General features: G+C 39.5%; 21 protein-coding genes. 8 read left to right on the forward strand and 13 right to left on the reverse strand.

Annotated elements, in window-relative coordinates:
- Window positions 1–7: 7 nt before the first annotated feature.
- Together ACJAT7_RS11505 and ACJAT7_RS11510 are read left to right on the forward strand one after the other, a co-directional pair.
- The gene (locus ACJAT7_RS11505) at window positions 8–112 is read left to right on the forward strand and encodes a hypothetical protein (RefSeq protein ID WP_415226964.1); all 105 of its coding nucleotides are present in this window, start codon (window positions 8–10) and stop codon (window positions 110–112) included.
- Between the two features lie 578 nt (window positions 113–690).
- Complete coding sequence (locus ACJAT7_RS11510; RefSeq protein WP_415226944.1) at window positions 691–885, forward strand: hypothetical protein; 195 nt, start codon at window positions 691–693, stop codon at window positions 883–885.
- Window positions 886–971: 86 nt separating this feature from the next.
- Here the strand turns inward: ACJAT7_RS11510 and mgtE are convergent, their stop codons facing one another.
- Window positions 972–2,327: a magnesium transporter gene (mgtE, locus tag ACJAT7_RS11515; protein ID WP_415226945.1), complete on the reverse strand. Its 1,356-nt coding sequence runs from the start codon at window positions 2,325–2,327 to the stop codon at window positions 972–974.
- Window positions 2,328–2,645: 318 nt separating this feature from the next.
- Between mgtE and ACJAT7_RS11520 the strand changes: the two genes are divergently transcribed.
- The 3 genes from ACJAT7_RS11520 (at window position 2,646) to ACJAT7_RS11530 (ending at window position 4,559) form a co-directional block, all read left to right on the forward strand.
- On the forward strand, window positions 2,646–3,023 hold the full coding sequence (locus ACJAT7_RS11520; RefSeq protein ID WP_415226946.1) for a hypothetical protein: 378 nt from the start codon (window positions 2,646–2,648) through the stop codon (window positions 3,021–3,023).
- Window positions 3,024–3,067: 44 nt separating this feature from the next.
- Window positions 3,068–3,226, forward strand: coding sequence for a hypothetical protein (locus tag ACJAT7_RS11525; protein WP_415226947.1), 159 nt, complete (start codon window positions 3,068–3,070; stop codon window positions 3,224–3,226).
- Between the two features lie 466 nt (window positions 3,227–3,692).
- Complete coding sequence (locus tag ACJAT7_RS11530; RefSeq protein WP_415226948.1) at window positions 3,693–4,559, forward strand: AraC family transcriptional regulator; 867 nt, start codon at window positions 3,693–3,695, stop codon at window positions 4,557–4,559.
- 647 nt (window positions 4,560–5,206) lie between these two features.
- Here ACJAT7_RS11530 and ACJAT7_RS11535 read toward each other — a convergent pair.
- A complete protein-coding gene (locus tag ACJAT7_RS11535; RefSeq protein WP_415226949.1) occupies window positions 5,207–6,205 on the reverse strand; it encodes an NADP-dependent oxidoreductase in 999 nt (332 codons plus the stop codon).
- Between the two features lie 191 nt (window positions 6,206–6,396).
- Here ACJAT7_RS11535 and ACJAT7_RS11540 point away from each other — a divergent pair, with 191 nt between their 5' ends.
- A complete protein-coding gene (locus tag ACJAT7_RS11540; RefSeq protein WP_415226950.1) occupies window positions 6,397–7,305 on the forward strand; it encodes a LysR family transcriptional regulator in 909 nt (302 codons plus the stop codon).
- 436 nt (window positions 7,306–7,741) lie between these two features.
- Here the strand turns inward: ACJAT7_RS11540 and ACJAT7_RS11545 are convergent, their stop codons facing one another.
- The 9 genes from ACJAT7_RS11545 to ACJAT7_RS11585 form a co-directional block, all read right to left on the reverse strand.
- Window positions 7,742–8,464 (reverse strand): amino acid ABC transporter ATP-binding protein, encoded by a 723-nt coding sequence (locus tag ACJAT7_RS11545; protein ID WP_415226951.1) that lies wholly within the window; start codon window positions 8,462–8,464, stop codon window positions 7,742–7,744.
- Complete coding sequence (locus tag ACJAT7_RS11550; RefSeq protein ID WP_415226952.1) at window positions 8,461–9,111, reverse strand: amino acid ABC transporter permease; 651 nt, start codon at window positions 9,109–9,111, stop codon at window positions 8,461–8,463. The genes ACJAT7_RS11545 and ACJAT7_RS11550 overlap by 4 nt, the downstream gene beginning before the upstream one ends.
- Window positions 9,111–9,782 (reverse strand): amino acid ABC transporter permease, encoded by a 672-nt coding sequence (locus ACJAT7_RS11555; RefSeq protein ID WP_415226953.1) that lies wholly within the window; start codon window positions 9,780–9,782, stop codon window positions 9,111–9,113. Before ACJAT7_RS11555 ends, ACJAT7_RS11550 begins: the two co-directional genes overlap by 1 nt.
- Before the next feature lie 385 nt (window positions 9,783–10,167).
- On the reverse strand, window positions 10,168–10,995 hold the full coding sequence (locus tag ACJAT7_RS11560) for a transporter substrate-binding domain-containing protein (RefSeq protein WP_415226954.1): 828 nt from the start codon (window positions 10,993–10,995) through the stop codon (window positions 10,168–10,170).
- An 858-nt stretch (window positions 10,996–11,853) separates the two neighbouring features.
- On the reverse strand, window positions 11,854–13,320 hold the full coding sequence (locus ACJAT7_RS11565) for an alpha-amylase family protein (RefSeq protein WP_415226955.1): 1,467 nt from the start codon (window positions 13,318–13,320) through the stop codon (window positions 11,854–11,856).
- 477 nt (window positions 13,321–13,797) lie between these two features.
- Complete coding sequence (locus ACJAT7_RS11570; protein ID WP_415226956.1) at window positions 13,798–14,643, reverse strand: DMT family transporter; 846 nt, start codon at window positions 14,641–14,643, stop codon at window positions 13,798–13,800.
- A 195-nt stretch (window positions 14,644–14,838) separates the two neighbouring features.
- Window positions 14,839–15,936: an alkene reductase gene (locus tag ACJAT7_RS11575; RefSeq protein ID WP_415226957.1), complete on the reverse strand. Its 1,098-nt coding sequence runs from the start codon at window positions 15,934–15,936 to the stop codon at window positions 14,839–14,841.
- 19 nt (window positions 15,937–15,955) lie between these two features.
- Window positions 15,956–16,339 carry a lactoylglutathione lyase gene (gloA, locus tag ACJAT7_RS11580; RefSeq protein ID WP_415226958.1) on the reverse strand — a complete coding sequence of 128 codons (384 nt, stop codon included), beginning with the start codon at window positions 16,337–16,339 and terminating at the stop codon, window positions 15,956–15,958.
- Window positions 16,340–16,386: 47 nt separating this feature from the next.
- Window positions 16,387–16,926, reverse strand: a complete 540-nt coding sequence (locus ACJAT7_RS11585; RefSeq protein ID WP_415226959.1) for a lactoylglutathione lyase family protein — start codon at window positions 16,924–16,926, stop codon at window positions 16,387–16,389.
- Window positions 16,927–17,041: 115 nt separating this feature from the next.
- Between ACJAT7_RS11585 and ACJAT7_RS11590 the strand changes: the two genes are divergently transcribed.
- Window positions 17,042–17,929 carry a LysR family transcriptional regulator gene (locus tag ACJAT7_RS11590; protein ID WP_415226960.1) on the forward strand — a complete coding sequence of 296 codons (888 nt, stop codon included), beginning with the start codon at window positions 17,042–17,044 and terminating at the stop codon, window positions 17,927–17,929.
- A gap of 180 nt (window positions 17,930–18,109) precedes the next feature.
- On the opposite strand, the gene ACJAT7_RS11595 is transcribed toward ACJAT7_RS11590, so the two are convergent.
- On the reverse strand, window positions 18,110–18,736 hold the full coding sequence (locus ACJAT7_RS11595; RefSeq protein ID WP_415226961.1) for a DUF4126 domain-containing protein: 627 nt from the start codon (window positions 18,734–18,736) through the stop codon (window positions 18,110–18,112).
- A 448-nt stretch (window positions 18,737–19,184) separates the two neighbouring features.
- On the opposite strand from ACJAT7_RS11595, the gene ACJAT7_RS11600 reads away from it, so the two are divergent.
- Window positions 19,185–20,042 (forward strand): mechanosensitive ion channel family protein, encoded by an 858-nt coding sequence (locus tag ACJAT7_RS11600; RefSeq protein WP_415226962.1) that lies wholly within the window; start codon window positions 19,185–19,187, stop codon window positions 20,040–20,042.
- A 194-nt stretch (window positions 20,043–20,236) separates the two neighbouring features.
- Here the strand turns inward: ACJAT7_RS11600 and acs are convergent, their stop codons facing one another.
- Window positions 20,237–22,129, reverse strand: a complete 1,893-nt coding sequence (gene acs / locus ACJAT7_RS11605; protein WP_415226963.1) for an acetate--CoA ligase — start codon at window positions 22,127–22,129, stop codon at window positions 20,237–20,239.
- Between the last annotated feature and the right edge of the window lie 93 nt (window positions 22,130–22,222).

Below are 22,222 nucleotides of genomic sequence, written 5' to 3' on the forward strand. Positions count from 1 at the left end.
TATATCGGTGATAGCAGCCATTCGGCGGCACGCTGATGTAGCGGTTGGAAATATACTCGGAAGTAATATCTTCAACTTACTTGGAATTCTGGGAGTGTCTTCATTCTGTTAATGCAAGAATCATGCAGTTTGATCAAGGGGTTATGCTTGGGACGTTTTTATTCATGTTTTTATTTTTGTACACGGGAAGTCGCCTGAGCCGGTTAGAAGGCGGAATACTACTTGGCGGGTACTGTATCTATATCTGGCTAAGTTTTACGGTGTTCAGTGGTTAACAAGTGAGAAGCTAGTAAATAAATAGGGATAACAAACAGTCGGCTTTGCTCCTGCGTAGCTAATTTTAACCAACTATTTTATTGCACGTTATTTGTTGTGTTAATACAGTCAAATAGAGTAAATAATCTAAATCGGTTTGTGCCCCTTTGCGCCTCAGATATATATCCCGCTTTCGCCCCCATTATGACCTAGCCGACTATAAATTAGTGGGCAAATAAAATTGGCCACTAATTTATCTCCGATCAACTATGAAAATTTACAAAGTCAGATGTCCGGTTGGACTTGACCAGAATAAAAAGAGAGATCGGGGTCAATAGTTTTTATATTTTTCTCAAAAACATAAAAATTTTGAAATATAGATCACAATTTAAAGGTGAATTTTAATAGTAATTTAGGTGCGGAATAACAGATCGATTGTATGAAGATAAAATTACGGGTACGCAATTTCCAGAAGCGGCAGGGATATTGTGGAAGCTAGAATCACTACCAAGTAAAGGTTTAAGCCGACAATTTAAGATTATCAGTTCATATTTTTGGTTCGGAAAATTAGCCGATGTTGAGCAGTTTGAAGGTTCTTCTCATGCTGATCAGTCAGATGAAAATGAATAATTAGGATCTTTTATAGTCAATAAAAAATCCAGCTGTGATAATGCAGCTGGTTTTGCATCTCAGAATATTGATTAAGAACCTTGCTATTAAATCAAAATATAAGTCGCCGTCCCCAGAAATATTAAGAACCCCACCGCATCAGTAATCGTTGTCAGTATAACTCCACCAGCAATGGCAGGATCTACTCCAAGTTTTTTCAATAAAATAGGAATAATGGCCCCTGAAAATGTGCCTGTTAGGCTAACAACAAAAAGTGCAAGTGCAAAAACACTGCCTAATTTCCAATCGTCATACCAGAAAAGGGTAATAAAAAAGACAACAGTCGCCCACAATAGTCCATTAATAAAAGATACTTTTAATTCGTGTATAGTCAGCGAAACAATATTCGCACTGCTCACCAGATCGCGGGCGATACCTCGCGTTACAACGGTAAGTGTTTGGCTTCCTGTGACCCCCCCCATACTTGCCACAACCGGCATAAGTACGGCAAGTGCAACGAGTTGTTCGATAGATGATTCAAAAAACCCGATCACCCAGGCGGCCACAAATGCGGTAATTAAATTAGCACCTAACCAAATAGCCCTATTTAAAGAAATATGCGAGACGGGCGCAAACATATCCAACTCTTTGTTAAGACCTGCTGAGGCCAATAAACCCTGCTCTGAATTGTGCTTTAAAAAATCGATAACATCATCGACGGTTATCCGTCCCAACAGACAATTATTTTTGTCTACAACAGGTGCAGATATTAAATCGTGATCTTCAAAAATTTGTGCAACCTGAGTTGCTGATAATAATGAATCGATTAATGGCACGTCGTTTTTCATCACGTCACCAACGGACAAAGAATTATCCAATGAAACTAAGTCACTCAGATAAAGGGTTCCTTGTACTTTATTTTCCCTGTCTACAACCACTAATTGGTCGAGTTGCTCGGGCAACATGCCTTGTCTTTTCCTCAATTGGCACAAATACCGATACACAGCCTTAAGAGTAACGTCTTTTCTAACCGCCGTCGCATCGACATCCATTAACCCACCAGCAGTATGATCAGGAAAAGAGGCAACGATCTGGTAACGCTCTTTTCGCTGACTATCCATGGCCGCCACCATGGCGCCCACAACAGATAACGGTAGATCTACATCAATATCCGCCAACTCATCCATTTGCAGAGTAGACAGGCATTTAAGAAGATCAGCTTCGCTGGTTTTTTTAATTAAAAATAGGCGCAGCTCACGATGCACCGCGAGTAATACTTCACCCTTATATTTAAGTGGGATCAAGTCCCAAAAATAATCTCGATATTTATTCGGTAACGATTCAATTAATCGCCCCAATTCAGCAGGATGACATTGGTCAATTAAAACCAATAGTTCTTGGCCGTTTTCTTGCTCCAAAGAATGAGTTAATTTGCTCACTAGTTTGGTAAAAGTATTGCTCATAGGACCTACTTGTAATGGTGCGCTTGGCTATTTATCGGGAGAATTAATTCATCATGAGTGATTAACACTCCGTTATTCATTAACTTAGTCTGAATCCCTTATTGCATCAAGCCTTATTATAGGATTTGCGCATCATAGACCGCTATATTAACTTACTGTTCCACAACGAAAAGGCATAGAAAAAAATAATATAATCCCTTTTTTACTTTATAAAGCAAAAACATCCTAAGACACAAAGCACTTTTTTAACTGCATTTATTTAGTCGGCCACTCTAAAGCACGTTACAATATATTTTTTATTCGCTGCCAATTAAAACTATGAGCCAAGCTATCATCTGCCGTGTCGCATTAGCGATTCCGCTGCATAAACAGTTCGATTATTTATTGCCAAACTATCTACTAAGTGAGCTGCTTAAAACAGATATAAATAACCTGGTCGGCTGCCGTGTACGCATCCCTTTCGGCGGTAAAAGACAGCTGATCGGCATGATTTGTGAAGTTAACCCGCACTGTGATTACGCCATAGATAAATTAAAAAAGATCACTCAGTTAATTGATCAAACAGAATTACTCAATAACAACCTCTGGTCACTTTTACGCTGGGCTGCCTTTTATTATCAGCACCCTTTTGGCGATGTTTTTCAGCAAACGCTCCCTCTTCATTGCGCCAAGGTAAAGAAACAAACTTTACTTTAAAGGTAGCGAGCATTGGCAGCTATCCGGTAAAAACTTTATCTTAGATGACTTTAACAAAGCTAAAAAATAGCAGCAGGCTCTCTTTATTGCAGGATAATAGATTATCCGCAGCGCAGTTAAAAGCGCACAATATTAGTTGTCCGACACTTAAAACATTACAAGAAAATGGGTTAATCGAAGCCGTTGAATTACAGCCTCCATAATCAACCACAACAGTCGTGATCAAATTTTTGGTGAATTTATGAAAAACACATACAAACTAAAAGCCATAAGTCTTAGTAGGATACTTTATGATCTGATGGTTTTAATATGTGGAGTGAAGTAGCAAAGTAATTCTGGCCACGATTTTAGAGTTATTTATGTAATATTTTCTGAGGCGCTTTGTGCCCTTTCCAACCTAGGAAGCTAAGTCGCAATCGCCCCCAAGCGACTTATAAAACAAAAAAACAGTGACCAAATTCACTAGGGAACTACGACGCTCGCAAATGGGAATTAGCGAGCGTCGAGGTTTCTACTAGCGGAGACGCTTTTGGATCGGATAGCAGCTTAGAAATTTATATAGATATACTTACCAGCCGTGTATAGGGGTAAAAAAATTAAAGTTAGCAACTTCGGTCAAGATATTATCCATTAAGTAATGCATTATTATTTCTAGTTAAGGGGATATAAATGACAAATGATGCTGCAAAAAAGTATGCTGAAAGGTTTAATAATATATGTGACTTTATTTACAATAATTTAGATGAAGACTTATCTATTGAAAAACTAAGTAAGGTAGCAAATTTCTCAAAATATCACTTCCATCGACAGTTTTCTATTTATATGGGGATAAGTGTCTTTAAATTTATACAGTTATTAAGGTTAAAAAGAGCTTCTTATCAACTTGTATTTAATCAAGATATTAAAGTAATAGATATTGCACTAGATTCAGGGTTTGATAATCACGAATCTTTTTCAAGAGCATTTAAAAAGAACTTTAAACAAACCCCCTCACAATTCAGAAAAAAACCAGAATGGAAGCCTTGGCATGAAAAATATAACTTAATCAAATATAAAGGAAATAATATCATGCAAATTAAAATTATTGATTTTGAAGAAACGAAAGTTGCTGTCTTAGAGCATCGTGGTGACCCTAGATTATTGAATGAGTCTGTTCAACGTTTTATTGAATGGAGAAAAGAAAGTAGTCTTTCCCCTGTCAGTAGCAGTAATTCTTATGGCATTGTTTATGATGATCCAAGTTATACAGAACCAGGTAAATTTAGATTTGATATTTGTGGTTCCATTACATCCGATGTTCCTGCTAATACACATAAAATCATTAATAAAACTCTTCCTAGTGGTCGGTGTGCCGTATTACGCCACACCGGTTCTCATGATTTAATGAACAGTAAAATTTATGACTTCTATGGAAAGTGGCTACCTGAAAGTAAAGAAGAACTTAGAGATGTTCCTATGTTTTTTCATTATATAAACTTACTTCCAGAAGTACCTGAGAGTGAGTTATTAACTGATATATACCTTCCCTTAAAATAATGTAAGGGGATGTTGCACCTTAGCTCATTACATTCGCTAATGGGATTTTTTGAGCGTGAGTTATTGTGCTCGCTGACGGGACAATGTGAGCGCCGCAATAGCTTAAATATTCACTAGCACAGGCGATTTGGGCACATTGCGCGATAGCTCCTTTACTTTAATATCGTACTGCAATTTAATTTCCATGGACTGTCTCCGGGATAAATGAGCGTTATTTTTTTACCCAAAATGATAGTAAAGTGTATCAACCAAGGAACCCCGGAAGAAGTCTTAGTCAGAAGATCTCTATTTAGATCAATTTTCGGATTATTGTTACCAATTAATTTGTTTCTTAATATAAGAAGCAAGCTGGCGGACTTTACGACTATGATGGCTGTATACGCCTTTCTATCGCTAATTACGGCAGTGTCGGCGACATATTTAACGTTAGTCAGTTTATGGGCTTATCTTGGAGTAGGCATCGCTCAACCATTGACTACCACAAAACCTAAAAAAGCATTTACCTATACGATGGGGATCATGACTATCGGAACACTGTTTTTTATATTAAATTAAAGGTTGCCGCGCTTTGCGTGGCAACCTGTCATAGCTAATAATAATAACTAACAAAGAATAATTAAAGCATCGTTTCTACATTAAAGTTGACATTAAAGTTGAACGATCAGCTTGCCTTTGTTTTCACCCGTAGAGAATAAGTTCAGGCCATCAATAGCAGACTCGACACCTTGTAATACATGCGAGCGGTGTTTGATTTGTCCAGCCATTACATAAGGTGTTAATTTTTCTAACAACTCAGGTATTTGATGAAAGTGATCCGGCATAGTAAAACCTTGAATGCTGATACGACGTTTAATAATATTTAACCAGCTTGGACCTAAGTCAGGCACTTCGGCATCATAAGCTGAAATTAATCCACAGACGACAACGCGGCCATGTGCATTAATACGATCAAATATGAAATGTTGGATTGGGCCACCTGTATTTTCAAAGAATAAATCAATGCCATCTGGTGCCGCTTTTGCCAGTTGAGCGTCTAAATCATCACTTTTGTAATTTATTGCGGCATCAAAACCGAGCTCATTGACTATCCAGTCTGCTTTTTCCTGGTTTCCGACAACTCCAATCACCCGCAGACCTTCAGCTTTTGCGAGTTGTCCAACGATTGAACCAACTGAACCGGCGGCACCTGTAACGATCAGTGTTTCACCTTTTTTAGGTTTGCCCACGTTAAACAAACCTTGTACCGCGGTTAAACCGGGTAATGCAAATACGGATAAAACACTTTCATTAGGTAGTGGAGCCGTTACTTTATTTAACCCTTTACCATCACTTAAAAAATATTCTTGCCACCCCATCATGCCCATCACACGATCACCAACTTCAAAATCAGGATGGTTACTCATCGTCACTTCACCGATGCCGGAACTGCGCATCACCTCGCCCAATGCAACGGGCGGGATGTAACTGTTTGTATCAGAGCTCATCCAACCAAACATGGCCGGATCAAGTGACATATGTTGCTGTTTTACCAGAAACTGCCCTGCTCCAATAGTCGGAATCGTTTTTTTAACGACTTCAAATAATGATGAGTCAATAGGGCCGCCGGTAGGACGTTTAATTAAATTAACTGCAGTAAATGTTGCCATGGTTATATTCCTTTTAAGAGATGCATTCGCTAACTGATAGAGTCATTATGGCCACTTTAAAGCGTCAGATATATCCCCCTAATCTGCTTTTCTTTATTGTTATAAAGACAACAATAGGTTTATGATCACTAGTTATTCAGACCAGCTATTGTTTAATAGCTAGACTATCGTGAAATGAAAGGGAAATGACTATGGATCAGTTACGTGCTCTTAAATATTTTGTCCAAGTTGTCGAAAAGGGGAGTTTTACTAGTGCTGCGGCTGTATTTTCGGTGCCGCCATCATCACTTTCACGGCGTATTGCAAATTTAGAGAAAAGCTTGGGAGCCACCTTATTAAAGCGCTCAACCCGGGTTGTAACATTAACTGAAATCGGGCAGCGTTATTATCAGCAGGTGAGTGAAATTATAAGATCCCTTGAAATAAGCGATGAATCGGTGCGTTCTTATCAAACAACGCCAATGGGGGTATTAAATATCAGCTCAACGGTTGGTTTTGGTGAGCAAGTTTTATTGCCGCTATTAGATGCGTTTTCTGTTTTATATCCTCAAGTGATTTTAAATGTAAATTTAAGTGATGAATTATCAACGCTGGCAAGGGATGAAGTTGATTTAGCCATACGAGGCGGTTACGCCCCTGATCAGCGCGTTATTGCCATTAAATTAATAAATAATGATTTTATTCCTGTTGCTTCTGCAAGTTATATAGATAAATTTGGTTACCCCTCTGATGCGTTATGTTTAAAACAGCATCAAGGGCTGTATTTTAAAACACCCGCTGGGCCAACGCCTTGGTTATGTGAAATAAAAGGTCAGTGGCATGATGTCTCAGCGCCACCTTTGCTAATGACTAATAATCGCAATTGGTTATTACAAAAAGCGATTGCAGGGGCTGGCATTTTAATGATGCCTCGTTGGGCAATTACAGATTATTTAGCATCGGGTGAATTAGTTGAGTTAACCGTGAAACCTGCATTAACGGTGACCAGAAATCCAAATTTAGGGATGTTTTTGTTGTATCAGAAACAGCGTTACCAAGTGCCTAAGATTAAAGCCGCAGTCGATTTTTTGGTAGCAGGCATTAAGGATAATAAGTCGTAGGGCTGAAAGGCAAGAATGCTGGAAAGCTAGAAAGTTCGAAGAGTATAGGTAGAATAAAACGTCATTTTTCATAAGCTTTAAAATATACTTTAGCTTAAGTTTTCAATTTGACCTCTTTTTCATATCAATGAAAGAGCGAAATACAGACAGTTTGTAGAGATAAATCGGTAAAAATTAAAAGGTGATAGTCCTTAGCTCGGTAGGCTAGTCAAGTCATAATCTTTGAATAATCAGGTGACGAGTTAAGCATTTCCCACTCAGTCTGCTAATCTTTGTAAGTCGCTTTGTACCCAAAGCGACTTACAACAGATACTATCTATCGAAAAGGAAAAAGATAACACCTTTCCCCTTTAATCAGATCGCCCCTGTATTTAAAAGGCAATTTAAACAGTCAGGATCAACCCTCCTGCTTAACTGCGCGTTAAGTTTAAGGTGATCAGAGAACTTTACTTAAAAATTGTTGTGTTCTCTCTCTCTGAGGATTATCCAAAACTTGTTCAGGTGAACCCATTTCTTCAATCAATCCTTCATGAAAAAATGCAACTTTATCAGATACTTCTTTCGCAAACGATATCTCATGAGTAACACAAATCATAGTCATACCATCATCACGAAGCAATCTTAACGTATCCAAAACTTCACCAACTAGTTCTGGGTCAAGTGCCGAGGTCACCTCATCAAATAACATATAAGCAGGCTCCATTGCTAATGCTCTAGCGATGGCGAGTCGTTGCTGTTGTCCTCCAGACATTCTTGTAGGATATTGATCAAGTTTATCACCAAGGCCAACGTGAAATAGCTCTTTTCTGGCAATCTCTTCTGCTTCTTCTTTAGTAAAACCTTTTACAATCCGCGGAGCAAGCGCCGCATTTTCTAATACCGTTAAATGAGGAAAAGAGTTCCACTGTTGAAATACCATTCCCAAATTCTGTCTTAATTTATTTTTATCTGTTTTTTTGTTATGAACATCCACGCCATCAACGATGATCTTGCCGTTATTTATCTTCTCAATGGCATTAATACAATACAAAAGTGTAGATTTTCCACTACCGCTGGCACCGATGATACTAACAACTTCACCGCTGTTTACCTCTAAATCAATCCCTTTTAAAACTTCTAAATCTCCAAAAGATTTATGCACGCCTTTAATTTCTATCATATTTCCATTTTCCTTTCTATATGTTTACCGTAACGCGACAAGGGGTAGGAGATCATAAAATAAAACAAACCTATTCCTATCAGTATCATAAGTGGTTCTTGTGTCCTTGATATCAACTGCTCTCCGGTTCTAAGTAATTCCATATATCCAATAACTGAAACAAGTGCAGAGTCTTTTATAACACTAAGCGCGACACCAATCCAAGAAGGGAAAACGGCTCTCATTCCTATCGGCATCCTAATGTACCATACTGTTTGCAGGTAACTCATACCCAGCGATCTTGACGCTGTTCTCATGGAATCTGGAACACTATTAAATCCACTTCTAAAGACTTCACTCATAAATGACATTGTATAAAGAGACAATATAATTGAGCCGGCAATAAAAGGAGATAGTGGGTGTCCCATAGCACCAATAAAAGTACTAAAAAGGATAAGTTGAATAATAAGTGGTACAGATCTTAGAATATCTAAAAACCCACCTAAGAGAACATTGACATATTTATTTGATTCTGCTCTCAAAAATCCGATTAATAACCCTAAAATTGTTCCGACAATTATCGCAACGACAGATATATACACTGTATTTAAAATACCGGTTAAGATAAAGCCAGTATCATTCCAGGATAAAGGAGTAAATAAATTCATTATGAAAGATCCCCTTTAAAAACTTTTTTTGCAATCAAGCTTGATGCCAACAGCACCAATTTTGTTATCACAAAGTACATCGCAGCTGCGACGATAAAAAACTCTAAGGTTCTAAATGAGGTAGATTGCAGTCTTTGCGTCTCACCTGATAGCTCATTCATGCCCACAAGTATACCAAGAGAACTCATCAATATTGACCAAACAAATTGATTTGTCATTGGATGATAAATTCGTCTAAACATTTGTGGCAATATCACATATCTGTAAACCTTAAAACGATTCATTCCTAGCGATTTTGCCGCACTATATTGAGTCTTTGGAATTGATTCAAACCCCCCTCTAAATGTTTCTGCCAAGTATCCTGCATTTATAAATACTAACGCAAAAAAAACCGAAAAATAGGGACTAAGATGGATGCCATAGGCACCTAGACCAAAGTACGCCATGTAGATGAGAAAAAGTGCCGGTAAATTTCTTGCTGTTTCTATCCAGATATTTGCAATATGATAAAAACTTTTCGAACTTGACATCTTCCCTAAAGCTAACAAGACCGCAATAACTATACCTACAAGCATAGATAAAACAGATACATGTATCGTTGTAAACGCCCCACTTAAAAGTTGCGGGAATGCATCCAATACAACATTCCAATGAAATTCATAATTGTCCATATGTCCTCTTTATAAGCTTCTTTGATGAGCCTTAACTAGTCAAATACCTCAGAAAAAGTCGGAGGCTTGATTTAATGAACCGCTCAAAGCGGATTAATTCTGCGCCCTTGTTGCGCTTGGTAGTGAATATGGTTGCTTATTATCTGTTCATCTCGTCTCAAATCTTTATAGAGACTTTTTTTCGATATTTTGGTATCCAAACTCTATGATATTTACAATCCAAAACCGTAAACTTTAACGTTTATTTTGTTGGTGTTTTCTCATCTTATAACTTTAGGCGGATCATGACTGAGAAGGCTGCTGATAATTCCTGAGGTTGCAAATAGTGATATCCTCCAGCAGAGCTGGAGGTTGACTTTTTTTCCATTAATTCTCGACAAAAAGATTATTTATTATCTCTTAATGATTGCACCATATCAGCCGATACGGGCGTTCCAAAATGTTTCATATGTAACTCATTTAATCTTCCATCTCTAATTTGATGAACCAAAAATAGATTTAGATAATTTTTCCAAGCAAGTTCATTTCTTCTTACAATAAGACCTACCACATCATCATAGTTTGGAACATAAGGTCCGGCTATGAAACTATCAAACTGACCTGAAGTAAGTTTTGTGGCTATATTTGTATTTGTAGATATAAGCGCATCTATTTTGCCTTGATATAATCCCAAAAATGCATCATTTTCGGATTTGAAAGAAGTATAGTTATCTCTTCCCCAGCCTTTTGAATCTGCATATTTAAAGTACTCAGTTTCATATGTCGTACCAAGAGCGGCACCAACCTTGACATTTTTAAGGTCTTCAAAAGAGACCATTTTCACACCTTTCTTAGACAAAACTTGAAACTTGAAAACAAAATAGGGATAGGTAAAGCCAACAGATTTTGCACGCGCTAATGTGTCTGAAGTAGATCCAATAACAACATCTGTTTTAGCAGAAATCAATGAAGGGATTCGATCGCCCCAGGTCAGATTAATTACATTTGATTTTACGTTTAAAACTTTTGCCAAATCGTTACAATAATCAACATCAAAACCAGCTGGTTTATTGTCTTTATCTGTATAGCCCATTGGTGGAAAATCAAGCACAACACCACAATTTAAAGTACCACGGTTTATAACGTCATCAAGCTGATCTGCACTAGCGGCAGAAAAAGCACCTATTGCTGCAATTGAAGCAACGACTAACGAAATTTTCTTTACTAACTTCATACTTTCTCCTTGGGTTTTTTTATTTTATATCGGCTTTATCTTAGCGGGTCTACTCGATACACCACGCTTCAACATCTTGCATTTTTATAACGCCTCCCTGTTTCTAAATGGATGTTAATCTTTGTAAGCTGATGTTAATTTTTTTAACATTATCAATACTATAGCAAAATTTAAAGTAACCACTCAGCACCTTGATCACATTTCCTATAGTTTATTGAAGTTCAAAAAAGATCGACTTGCTTTATCTTTTATAGTCTTGACGCTAGCTATTTTTCTTTTAATTAGCGCAGCTGCGGAGTGATGTTTTAATACTACCAAGGTAACTCAGCATATATTGCGCCAACGTTATGGAAATACTTTTATTTTAACAAATTAACTTTAACCTGCTGTTTTTAAAGTTCTTTTTAAATTAAAGGGGAAAGTTTCTGGAGGGAGTTGGGGATAAAAAAAAACCTCGAGCGGTATACTGCACCACAATAAACGTATGCCGCACCACAATGGCGCATATTTATTACAAAAAGAGAGAAGTACGCCTTTGGCCTAACAGTGATTTTGAACAGCTTTATTCTACTCCTTGTCGGTATCTGACCAAGCTTTCATAATTTTTCCATTGGCAAAAATGCCTTGTTTAGTATTAATTAAAATACAAATGAACGCCTCCTACTTAAAAAAACAATCATAAAACGTCTTGCAGGTTAAAAGTCTGCAAGACGTTAAATATATTAAGTGATCAATAATGAGAAAATACAGCAGACTATTTCGCTCGCTTGAGATAAAACGAGCGAAAAGGAGCTTTTATTCCAAATCCAATGACTCTGAGAGAGTTCGCCAATATTCAGTTAAATAGCTCAGTGAGCACTAAACCAGCATCAAATATGACTTACTATTAACGGCTAAATTTAACTGATTCGATTCAAGTTCATAATTGCAACCAGTAAGCAGATCTCGCATCTCTTTATGCCACTCAAAATGCACAAGGACCTCTGAATCTGACTTATTGATCACCACTATCCCCTTCTCCCCTCTGGCAAAAACGAGAATCTCTTTGTCCGCAATAATCGGGGCCATAGGTTCGCCGTGGACATAGTTGTGAAACTGAATCATTTTTGCCATACGTGGATCTTTCCATGAGTCAATCCAGCGAGGCTTGCCGTTGCTGCTTAATATATTACTCGGGTTTAAATCTGTATAAACCAGCGGTACACCACCATCACGACCCAGTATATAGCTATACGCAAGCCACTCATCCTCTTCTTTGAGAATCAATGACTTAAATGTATCATTATTTGGAATATCGTGGGTGATCGCGAAAGTGATCGCCCTGACATTCAATAGCGCCAAGCCAAAGCAATAGGGGTCAATCAGCGACGCCATACTCCCCTCTTTTTGAAACGCCTGAAATACGGTACTGAACAATGGAAAATCGTACGCCCCCAGCGTTGTTTTTTCGAGGTAAGGCTGCAGGAAAAGTTGATACTCTTCTTTTATGGTTCCCCCATCGGTAATGATTTCACCGAAAATATGCATATTTTCAATAATATCTGCAGTCCAGACGCGCTGCAGATGGTCAAGCGTCATATGTTTTGCGGCATCAATCCGGAAACCCATGACGCCGATATTTTTCAGCGCCTTAAGGTAGCTTCGTTGCTGCTCGATAACATAATCACAGACTTTCAGCTTTGGCAGCCCCGGATCTGTTGCTCCCCCCGTTATTCTGCCATTTTGTACTTCCCAGGGGTCTTTCCAGTCTTTAATAGAAAATGCATCTACAAAATGTTCTTCACGAAATAGAGGCTCACTCAAATCACCAAACAAAATCTGTGACTGGTATTCCTCTTTCTGATCATCATATCTTTTGATATCTGCTGCGCATGGATATTGCAGATCAGATCGTTGATATGCTTCGTTAGCCATGTGATTAAAAACAACATCCGCATAAACACGAATACCGTGTTTTTCGAGCGCTTTAGTCATGGCGATAAAATGTTCCGTATTGCCCAACTGATTATCAATAACACGATAATCTTGAGGTTGATAGCGCTGCCACCATTGTGTTCCATCTTCATGTTTGAAAGATTTCATCGGTGGCGAAACCAAGACTGAGCGATATCCCATTTCACCAATAACTTGCGCATTTTGGGCGATATGAGCGTAGGGCCAGTCAAAGGCATGCAGAATAACGTTTGCTTTTTCACTCTTTTGTGAAGCACTGTGATTCAGTAACTTCTCTTCACAACTTTCTTTGCTAACAACATTTTGGCTAGCTAGCGCATTGCTTTTGAACATTTCATAATCAGCAGTGCGTGTATCAATTTGATAATTCATGGTGTTTCTCCTTCGGTATAGCTTGCTGACGAAAGCACAATTCAGATATAAGCAAACTAGATGAACAAATGGCGAGGATCACAATCCTAAATGGCAGATCACTCAAGCCTGAAATTTTTAGAGATGGGAGATTATATACGATGAAGTGTGAGCTAAGTCAAACTAATATTCGCAAAAAAATAAGCTAATACTGATAAAATTGGAGGGAGAAAAATAAACTTAGGTAGTATCAACAGATAAATAATGCAAAATATCTCAGCCACCACCTGCCCGCAAAGCGCCTTAAAAAAACAAAAAAAGTGAACAAATTCAATTTATTACTCTATATATAGCTTCCACGAAGAAGCGAACGTCGTCAAATTCACAGTGACCGATTAGTAAATGTAAAAATGACGACATCCCTCAGGGCTGTGACGATTAAATATATTGGGGAAATAATTAAAAGAGGGGTAATCACGTCACCTCATAAAAAATCAGCTATCGCCTGGAAAGCTTTGTATAAACAAATAACGACAAGAAAATAACAGTGGCACCTATTATTTTTTGCGGTTCAACTGTCTCATCCAGCATCGTTATGCTGAGTATTAATGTCCAAATAGGCTCTAAAATCATAATCAATGAAGCAGTTTCGATCTTTACCGAATACTGCCCTACTGCCTGAAGCAAATAACGCAGTGTGGTCGCGACAATTGTAGAAACAACAAACCAACATATAACGCTGTTACTTAATTCGTAAGGTGCGTGCTTGGTAAAGGCGACAAAAATTGCACTGCTGATCCCGACGGTGAATAGTTGTAAAAATATAGAGTCCAACGGCTTAACGTCTTTTGTCACTTTTTTATTAAACACAAAATGTACGGAAAGTAATGCTGAAGAGAGTAAGAAACACCACTGACTTTTCTCGACATGCCAGCCATTAGACAGAGTCAGCAGCATCATCCCTATCATGGCAACCGGCAATACCAACCAAAAGGCCTTGTTGGGTCTTGTTTGAAAAAACAACCATGAAGTCAATGGCGCAATTATCATGGCTAAGCTCATGATAAAAGCTCCCCCTGAAAGGCTGTTAGTTATAGAAACGGCATACACCCAGACTTGAATTGAGAGTGCTAAAACAAGGCCAACAGCGCAAGCAGAAATCACTTGCTTAGCTTTTAGACTGAGAACGTTTTGGTAACAAAAAGGAGATAAAATGAGACTGGCAATCAGAAATCTAGCTGCAATAAAAATGTCTCCAGGCACCTCTACAACGACTAATTTTGATGCAATCCATCCAACGGCCGCAAGAAGCGTTGCCATTAATAGATAAAACGCTCCGCGCATGGTTTTTTCTCTTGTTAAGGGATTGTCAGGCAGTCACGAAATATTTTAAAGAGAGATCACAACGCCTTACTTTTATTATCTGTTTTGAAGTACGGCTGTATTTCTAAATAAATTTTAAGCAGATGATCTAAATATTAAAGAGCAACCAAGTTGCTCTTAGAGAGTTGATTTTAGGCGCTATTTTGCCGTTATAACCTACTTATTATATTCAGGGTAATCGGTAAGCCCTTTTTGTGCACCGCCAAACAGTGTATCCGGATCGTGCTGCGCTAATGGGTAGCCTTCTTTAATACGATTGGGAAGATCTGGGTTAGAGACAAAGGATCGCCCAAAAGCAATCATATCGGCGACCCCTTCAGTAATAGCCTGCTCTGCTTTCTCGGCGTTATAACGGCCGGCATAAATTAGAACACCTTGATAGACTTCACGTAGCGCTTGCTTAAATGCTTGCGGCGTATCGGGTGCATCATCCCAGTCAACTTCTGCAATATGGAGATAAACAATCTTGTATTTATTAAGTAATGCCGCGGCTGCCGTGTATGTTTCGACTGGCGTGGCGTCAACAGTACCATTTAGTGATGTAAACGGCGCCAGACGGACACCAACACGCTCAGCGCCTATAGCATCAACCATAGCGCCAACAACTTCACCTAAAAAACGTAATCTATTTTCGATAGAGCCACCGTATTGATCGCTTCGATTGTTAGCTTCTGAATCAATAAACTGGTTGATTAAATAACCATTTGCAGAATGCAATTCGATGCCATCAAATCCAGCCTCAAGCGCATTAAGTGCTGCTTGACGGTACTCTTCCACTACTTGCTTGATATCTGATATTGTCATTTTCCGCGGCTCTACAACGTCAACAAAGCCATTTTCATCCGCGCCGTTATCGATAAACACTTTTACATTGTCAGCTTTTATTGCAGAAGAAGATATTGGCTGTTCTCCTCCCGTATTATCCGGGTGAGAAACACGTCCAACATGCCAAAGTTGCGCGAATATGACACCACTTTTATGGTGGACAGCATCAGTGACCTTTTTCCAGCCATCAATTTGCTCTGGCGTATAAATACCGGGTGTCCAGGCGTAACCTTGGCCGAGTGCAGAGATCTGAGTACCTTCGGTTACAATAAGGCCTGCAGTAGCACGCTGTGCATAATACTCTGCCATTATATCATTGGCCACATTACCCGGTTGACTGGCTCGAGCGCGAGTCATTGGCGCCATCACGATACGATTCTTGAGTGAGATACTGCCCAATTGTAACGGTTGAAATAGTAAATTTTTCATTATCTGTTTCCTTTGTTAATTAGCTTGTTTGAATTAGCTCAATTTGGTATCCGTCAGGATCGCTAATAAATGCAATATGCGTTGAGCCACCTTTAACTTGTCCCGGCTCACGTGTCACGTTACCGCCTAATATTTTTATGTTGTCGCATGCCGCATAGATATCCTCTACGCCAAGTGCGAGATGACCAAAAGCATTGCCCAGATCATATTGTTTCGGATCCCAGTTGTAGGTCAATTCGATGCTTGTACCGTCTGCTTGGTTTTCGTAACCGACAAACACTAATGTATAGCGATACTCACTGTTTTCAGATCGCTCTAATACTGTCATGCCAAGCAAATTGGTATAAAACGCGATCGATTGTTCAAGGTCAGTCACTCGGATCATAGTGTGTAAAAATTTCATCTGTAGTCCTGTTAAAGCCTCACTATAAATGAGGCTTTTTATCTGAATTAAGCGTTGTATGCGCCACTGGCGTAATGTAACTCATAGCTATGACTATAAATTTCAATAATATTACCAAATGGGTCTTCCATATAAATCATGCGGTAAGGCTTTTCGCCCGGGTAGTAATAACGTGGTGCTTTCATCCGTTTCTTACCGCCTGCTGCAACGATCTTTTCTGCCAGTTCTTCTAAATTTGGATCCTGTACGCTGAAATGAAACACACCGGTTTTCCAATATTCAAAATTATCTTCCGGGTTTTCCTGATTTTTAAATTCAAACAGTTCAATACCGATGCGATCCCCCGTCGACAAGTGAGCAATGCGGAATGTATCCCAACCTGCTCCGAAAACATCCGTGCACATTGCACCGATTGCTGAGTCATCTTCAACAACGTCAGTTGGCTCCATAATCATATACCAACCGAGTACTTCAGTATAAAACTTAACAGCTGCTTCAAGGTCAGGTACAGAAATACCGATATGAGAAAACGTTCTTGGGTATGGAGTTAGTTCTGATGTAGACATAATCACCTCAATTAATTGCATTAAGAAAAATCTTTCTTTTGCGATGAGAGAAATATACGCCCATCTATTATATGTTTGAAATTATCATTACTTCTCATTATAATAATTTTTTATTATCAAGATAGGTCGACCCATCATGCTTAATCCACTTTGGCTTAATACATTTACAACCCTGGTAGAAGTTGGCCACTTTACGCAAACGGCTGAAAAACTGAATATGACTCAGCCAGGTGTAAGTCAGCATATAAAAAAGCTAGAGAGTGCATGTGGTTATTCTCTAATTAGGCGTGAAAATAAGGGGTTTGAACTCACTGAACAAGGAAAAATGGTTTATGAATACGCGCTAAAATCCGCTAAAGATGAAGCTAGCCTGATCGAGAAGCTGAGTTTTGATAACCCCTACTCAGGTCAATGTACTTTGTCTTGTTCAGGCTCTTTGGCGTTGCTTATCTATCCGAAGCTTTTGTCATTACAACAACAGCATCCCGATTTGAGTATTCATCTTGAAGCCGCGCCCAATCAAAAAATCCTGACTGAAGTTCAATCAGGTAATATCGACTTAGGCATAGTGACACACATTCCAAATAGTAGCTTTTATCAAAGTGAGATCATTGGTAGCGAAACCTTATGTTTGTTGCTGCCAAAGTCATATGAGAATAAACAAATCACCACAGAGTTGCTGTTTAACTGTGGATTAGTTGATCATCCTGATGCGATGCATTACTTATCACTTTACTTCGATTTATGTGGAGAAAAGGAATTGGCTAATATAAATTTGGATGAGTTACCAAAGTCCGGCTATATCAATCAACTTAACCAAATATTACTTCCCGTTGCAAACGGAGTTGGGTTTACAGTATTGCCAGAAAGCGCAGTAGAAAACTTCTCGCAAAAAGAGTCTCTTTATATTGCTCAAACTGCAAAAAAAGTGGAAGAAACACTTTATTTAGTACAAAAACGGACCCGAAATTTACCAGAGCGTTACCAAACGATATGCACGTTATTACAGCGTGTTCTTTCATGAATTCAAGGTAGATTACGGTGCCTTGACCACTGGAGGAAAAAAAGAGCGTTTATCAGTTACTGCAGTATCTGATATACCTCTTCAATGTTAGCAACAGGCGGATTTTTAAATCGAGAGCGAGCGTTATTTACCCCTGCGCAGACCCCGCTCTCTTTTATTGACCTTGATTGCGACTCTTTATCACTCTCCTTCCCTTCGCTCAACCAAACCAAAGAATTGACCAATTTTCCGCAGCAGCAGTTTAATTAAGCGCCATAACTTAGGCAAAATCAAAATCGCCAAGATTATAAATAGCACCATCAGAATGATAAAAACACCGGGATGATTAAGCGCTGTCCACAGCCCACCGAGCACCAATAAATCTTCGCTGATTGATGCCGTCCAATTAGTCACGGGCTCAGGTGATGTGTTAATGAGCAGTCGCGTTCCAGCCTTGGTGGCATGACTGGTGGCCGCTAACCCTCCCCCCATTATACCGGCGGCTATTTCCAGTGCGGGAGTGACATCACCCACGGCGCCGGCCGCGAGCATGGCACCGGCAGGCAAGCGAATAAATGTAGAAATAGCGTCCCAACCACTATCAACCCCCGGCGTTTTATCGACAACGAATTCGACAACATACATTAGCCCTGCGGCGCCTATAACCAGCGGATTTTCAAGCACTTCAAGTCCTTGAGGTAAATCTATATTACCACTTACCCCGCCCAAACCCAGCACCAGCAGGGCCGCATATAAATTGACTCCACTGGCCCATGATGCGCCCATGGTCAGGGCTAAGGTGGCCAATAAGGCTTCGTAGCTTTCCATTTAAGCGTTCCTTTTATACTGTTAATTAAAAAAAATCACGATACACCTTAATTGTAACAATCGAGAAAATCTTGCGGATAAAGTGATGATGCCATAAAAAGGCAGTTTTGCTATTAGCATTATCAATCGATACAGCCTCAGAAGCGTTAATTTTAACAACGCGCATCTATTTATAACACTAAACAGTTCGGGTTTCCTGCAGGCCATTATCACTGCACGGACAAGTTTTTCAACAAAAACAAATAATTCCACGTCCATCGCTTTTACCTTCAATAAGTTATGTTTATTGAATATTATAGACAACAATTATCTGCAACAGAGCCGTAAAAGAACACAATACGAGTGTTATTTGATTTGTCGTTAATGATATATTAGAGGAGCTGAAACTAATTAATGCAAAAACAAAAAAAACTAATCTATTTTCTATAACTTTAAGGTATTACCCATAATGCTTGAGACGTTCTCATTTATTAATTTAACTGCAACTAACATTTTTCACGCGCTAATGGTTAATAAAATTGTATTAACCATCAGCTTAATTTTATTCGTAATGCTAAGTAAGTTTTTTCTTGTAAAGTTAATCAATAAAAAAGAGAAACACAATAAACGATTAAAAATCAACATGCTGGACAATGCAGTTACCGTGTTTATTTTAATTGGTATTTTAAATATTTGGTCTGTTGAATTTCAAAAATTTGCAATTTCTATTGCTGCATTTACTGTCGCTATTGTGATTGCCACAAGAGAGTTTATTCAATGCTTCATCGGATTTTTGTACATTATTTCCAGTCGCCCATTTCGTATTGGTGATTGGATACAAGTTGGTGATGACTATGGCGAGGTTCACTCGACCGACTGGGCTAAACTTACCTTATTAGAGGTCAATATTGATGCCTATGAATATACGGGTAAAACGCTTTATTTACCAAATAGTAAGTTAATCACATCTTCTATCAAAAATTTAAATTTCTTAAAACGTTATGCGATGCATCATTTCACTATTACCCGTGATGCAAGTGTAAACCCATTTTCTTTTTTGGATGAGCTATATGCAAAAGCTTATGAGTATTGTGCTGACTTCAACGACGTGGCTATCCGTTATAATCAGATCATTGAAAACCGTTTAGATGTAAATATTGCAGGGCCAGATCCTCATATACAAGTAGCGACTTCAGAGATTGGAGACACGCAAGTCTTATTTACTATTTTTTGCCCGACAGAACGTGCAATGGCAATAGAGCAAAGTTTAACGGCTGATTTTATGGAATTTTGGTTTAAACAGAAACAACTTACTATACGCAAATGACAGTATTGGCTGCTATACCCAAACCACTTCAAGATGCAGGAATCAGCATATTGAGGTAGCTTGGGTATAAACATACAGCTACTCATGAAAAATATCTGCATAACATTCCCCTATAGAGATCTTCGCCGCAGCAAAATGTACGGCGAACACAACGCTTTTATCTCCCATTCCCAGCGCGGTATGGGAATGATAAGCTACTCTTCTAATGTACTTAAATCGCCCTCATCCAAGCCTAACGCTTTAGCGCGTAGTAAACGGCGCATTATCTTACCAGATCGCGTTTTCGGCAGACTTTCGACAAATACAACCTCTTCGGGCTGCGCAATTTTACCCAGCTCATTGGCCACATGCTGCTGCAGTTCAAGTTGTAAACTTTTACTGCCCGTGATCCCAGCTTTGAGGATCACATAGGTATGAATGGCATTCCCTTTTAGCTCATGCGGCAAACCAATGGCGGCGGCCTCGTTGACCGCGCTATGGCTGACCAGCGCACTTTCAATCTCCGCCGTGCCGAGACGGTAACCGGAAACTTTTAAGACTTCATCCATGCGCCCGATGATCCAGATATAACCATCTGCATCCATTTTTGCCGAATCCCCCGCTTTGTAATAACCTTTATCTTTATAGTCACCCCAATACAGCTCAGCATAACGTTGATCATCCCCCATTATGGTGCGCGCCATACCCGGCCACGGATTTTTAATGACCAGTTTCCCCTCTTCCCCCGTAGGAACTTCATTACCCAGGTCGTCCACCACACCTATCTCATTACCAAAAAAGGGTTGCGCGGCGGAGCCGGGTTTAAGCGGGGTGATAGGTAACGGGCAGATCACAAAACCACCGGTTTCCGTTTGCCACCAGGTATCAATAATCGGACATCGACCTTTCCCAATCACCTCATGGTACCAACGCCAAGCCTCAGGATTAATGGGCTCACCAACACTGCCAAGCAGACGTAAACTGGAAAGATCATGGCGTTTTGCCCATTGGTCACCAAAGCGCATTAATCCCCTAATCGCAGTGGGCGAAGTATATAAAATATTAATGCCGTATTTTTCTACCATCTGCCACCAGCGGTTGGGGTAAGGATAATCGGGCGCACCTTCATACAACATAATCGTCGCACCATTGATAAGCGGGCCGTAAACAATATAACTATGACCGGTTATCCAACCCGGATCAGCGGCGCACCACCAGCGATCTTCAGGTTTAATATCAAAGGCCATTTTATGGGTGGTACTGGTATATACGCTATATCCGCCATGGGTATGTAACATCCCTTTAGGTTTGCCCGTGGTGCCGGAGGTATACAGGATAAAGAGCGGATCTTCAGCGTCCAGCTCAACGGTTGCACATTTTGGGCTGGCAATGGGCAGCGCTTTTAAATCGTGATACCAAAAGTCACGCGCCGCCTCCATATTAACGTCCAATTGATTGTATTTAACGGTAATGCACACTTCAATTGTTGGGGAGCGCTTCATCGCTTCATCAGCAATACTTTTCAGATCTATTTTTTTACCTCGCCGTGAGCCGCCATCAGCGGTCAGTAAAACACGGCTATCGGCATCACTGATGCGTGAAGCTAACGCTTCATAACTGAAACCGCCATAAACAACACTGTGCACGGCACCAATTTTAGCGCAAGCTAACATAGCAAACACCAACTCGGGGATCTGGGGCATATAGATAGTTACAATGTCGCCCTTTTTCACCCCCATGCTGGTTAGAATATTAGCAAATTGACAGACTTCACGATTGAGAGCGTAGTAGGAGAAGCTGCGTACGGCACCCGCTTCACTTTCCCAAATGATCGCCAATTTATTGCGATCCACTCCCGTTATATGACGGTCAATCGCATTTAAAACGATATTAGTTTTACCGCCGACAAACCACTTGTAAAATGGCTTATTACTCTCATCCAGCACCTTATCCCAAGGTTGATACCATTGCAGTAGTTTGGCTTGCTCAGCCCAAAACCCCTCTCTATCACTAATTGATTGCTGATAACGTATTGGATACTCCTGCACATTGGCCTGTTGCACCACTTCGGCAGAGGGATAATAAAGTTGCTGTTTAGAATCTGACATAACATCTCCATGTAACAAAATTGTTAACAGAGTATAGAAAACGTCTCACAGAGGTCGGCCATTTTTAGTAAGAAGTGTGATAAAGGCGCAACT

Source organism: Psychromonas sp. (assembly GCF_047632995.1).
Taxonomy (GTDB): domain Bacteria; phylum Pseudomonadota; class Gammaproteobacteria; order Enterobacterales; family Psychromonadaceae; genus Psychromonas.

What these genes read in the sequence shown, in the direction of transcription:
- mgtE (WP_415226945.1), bottom strand. Translation starts at nt 2,327, where the DNA reads ATGAGCAATACTTTTACCAAACTAGTGAGCAAATTAACTCATTCTTTG.
- ACJAT7_RS11520 (WP_415226946.1), top strand. Translation starts at nt 2,646, where the DNA reads ATGAGCCAAGCTATCATCTGCCGTGTCGCATTAGCGATTCCGCTGCAT.
- ACJAT7_RS11525 (WP_415226947.1), top strand. Translation starts at nt 3,068, where the DNA reads ATGACTTTAACAAAGCTAAAAAATAGCAGCAGGCTCTCTTTATTGCAG.
- ACJAT7_RS11530 (WP_415226948.1), top strand. Translation starts at nt 3,693, where the DNA reads ATGACAAATGATGCTGCAAAAAAGTATGCTGAAAGGTTTAATAATATA.
- ACJAT7_RS11535 (WP_415226949.1), bottom strand. Translation starts at nt 6,205, where the DNA reads ATGGCAACATTTACTGCAGTTAATTTAATTAAACGTCCTACCGGCGGC.
- ACJAT7_RS11540 (WP_415226950.1), top strand. Translation starts at nt 6,397, where the DNA reads ATGGATCAGTTACGTGCTCTTAAATATTTTGTCCAAGTTGTCGAAAAG.
- ACJAT7_RS11545 (WP_415226951.1), bottom strand. Translation starts at nt 8,464, where the DNA reads ATGATAGAAATTAAAGGCGTGCATAAATCTTTTGGAGATTTAGAAGTT.
- ACJAT7_RS11550 (WP_415226952.1), bottom strand. Translation starts at nt 9,111, where the DNA reads ATGAATTTATTTACTCCTTTATCCTGGAATGATACTGGCTTTATCTTA.
- ACJAT7_RS11555 (WP_415226953.1), bottom strand. Translation starts at nt 9,782, where the DNA reads ATGGACAATTATGAATTTCATTGGAATGTTGTATTGGATGCATTCCCG.
- ACJAT7_RS11560 (WP_415226954.1), bottom strand. Translation starts at nt 10,995, where the DNA reads ATGAAGTTAGTAAAGAAAATTTCGTTAGTCGTTGCTTCAATTGCAGCA.
- ACJAT7_RS11565 (WP_415226955.1), bottom strand. Translation starts at nt 13,320, where the DNA reads ATGAATTATCAAATTGATACACGCACTGCTGATTATGAAATGTTCAAA.
- ACJAT7_RS11570 (WP_415226956.1), bottom strand. Translation starts at nt 14,643, where the DNA reads ATGCGCGGAGCGTTTTATCTATTAATGGCAACGCTTCTTGCGGCCGTT.
- ACJAT7_RS11575 (WP_415226957.1), bottom strand. Translation starts at nt 15,936, where the DNA reads ATGAAAAATTTACTATTTCAACCGTTACAATTGGGCAGTATCTCACTC.
- gloA (WP_415226958.1), bottom strand. Translation starts at nt 16,339, where the DNA reads ATGAAATTTTTACACACTATGATCCGAGTGACTGACCTTGAACAATCG.
- ACJAT7_RS11585 (WP_415226959.1), bottom strand. Translation starts at nt 16,926, where the DNA reads ATGCAATTAATTGAGGTGATTATGTCTACATCAGAACTAACTCCATAC.
- ACJAT7_RS11590 (WP_415226960.1), top strand. Translation starts at nt 17,042, where the DNA reads ATGCTTAATCCACTTTGGCTTAATACATTTACAACCCTGGTAGAAGTT.
- ACJAT7_RS11595 (WP_415226961.1), bottom strand. Translation starts at nt 18,736, where the DNA reads ATGGAAAGCTACGAAGCCTTATTGGCCACCTTAGCCCTGACCATGGGC.
- ACJAT7_RS11600 (WP_415226962.1), top strand. Translation starts at nt 19,185, where the DNA reads ATGCTTGAGACGTTCTCATTTATTAATTTAACTGCAACTAACATTTTT.
- acs (WP_415226963.1), bottom strand. Translation starts at nt 22,129, where the DNA reads ATGTCAGATTCTAAACAGCAACTTTATTATCCCTCTGCCGAAGTGGTG.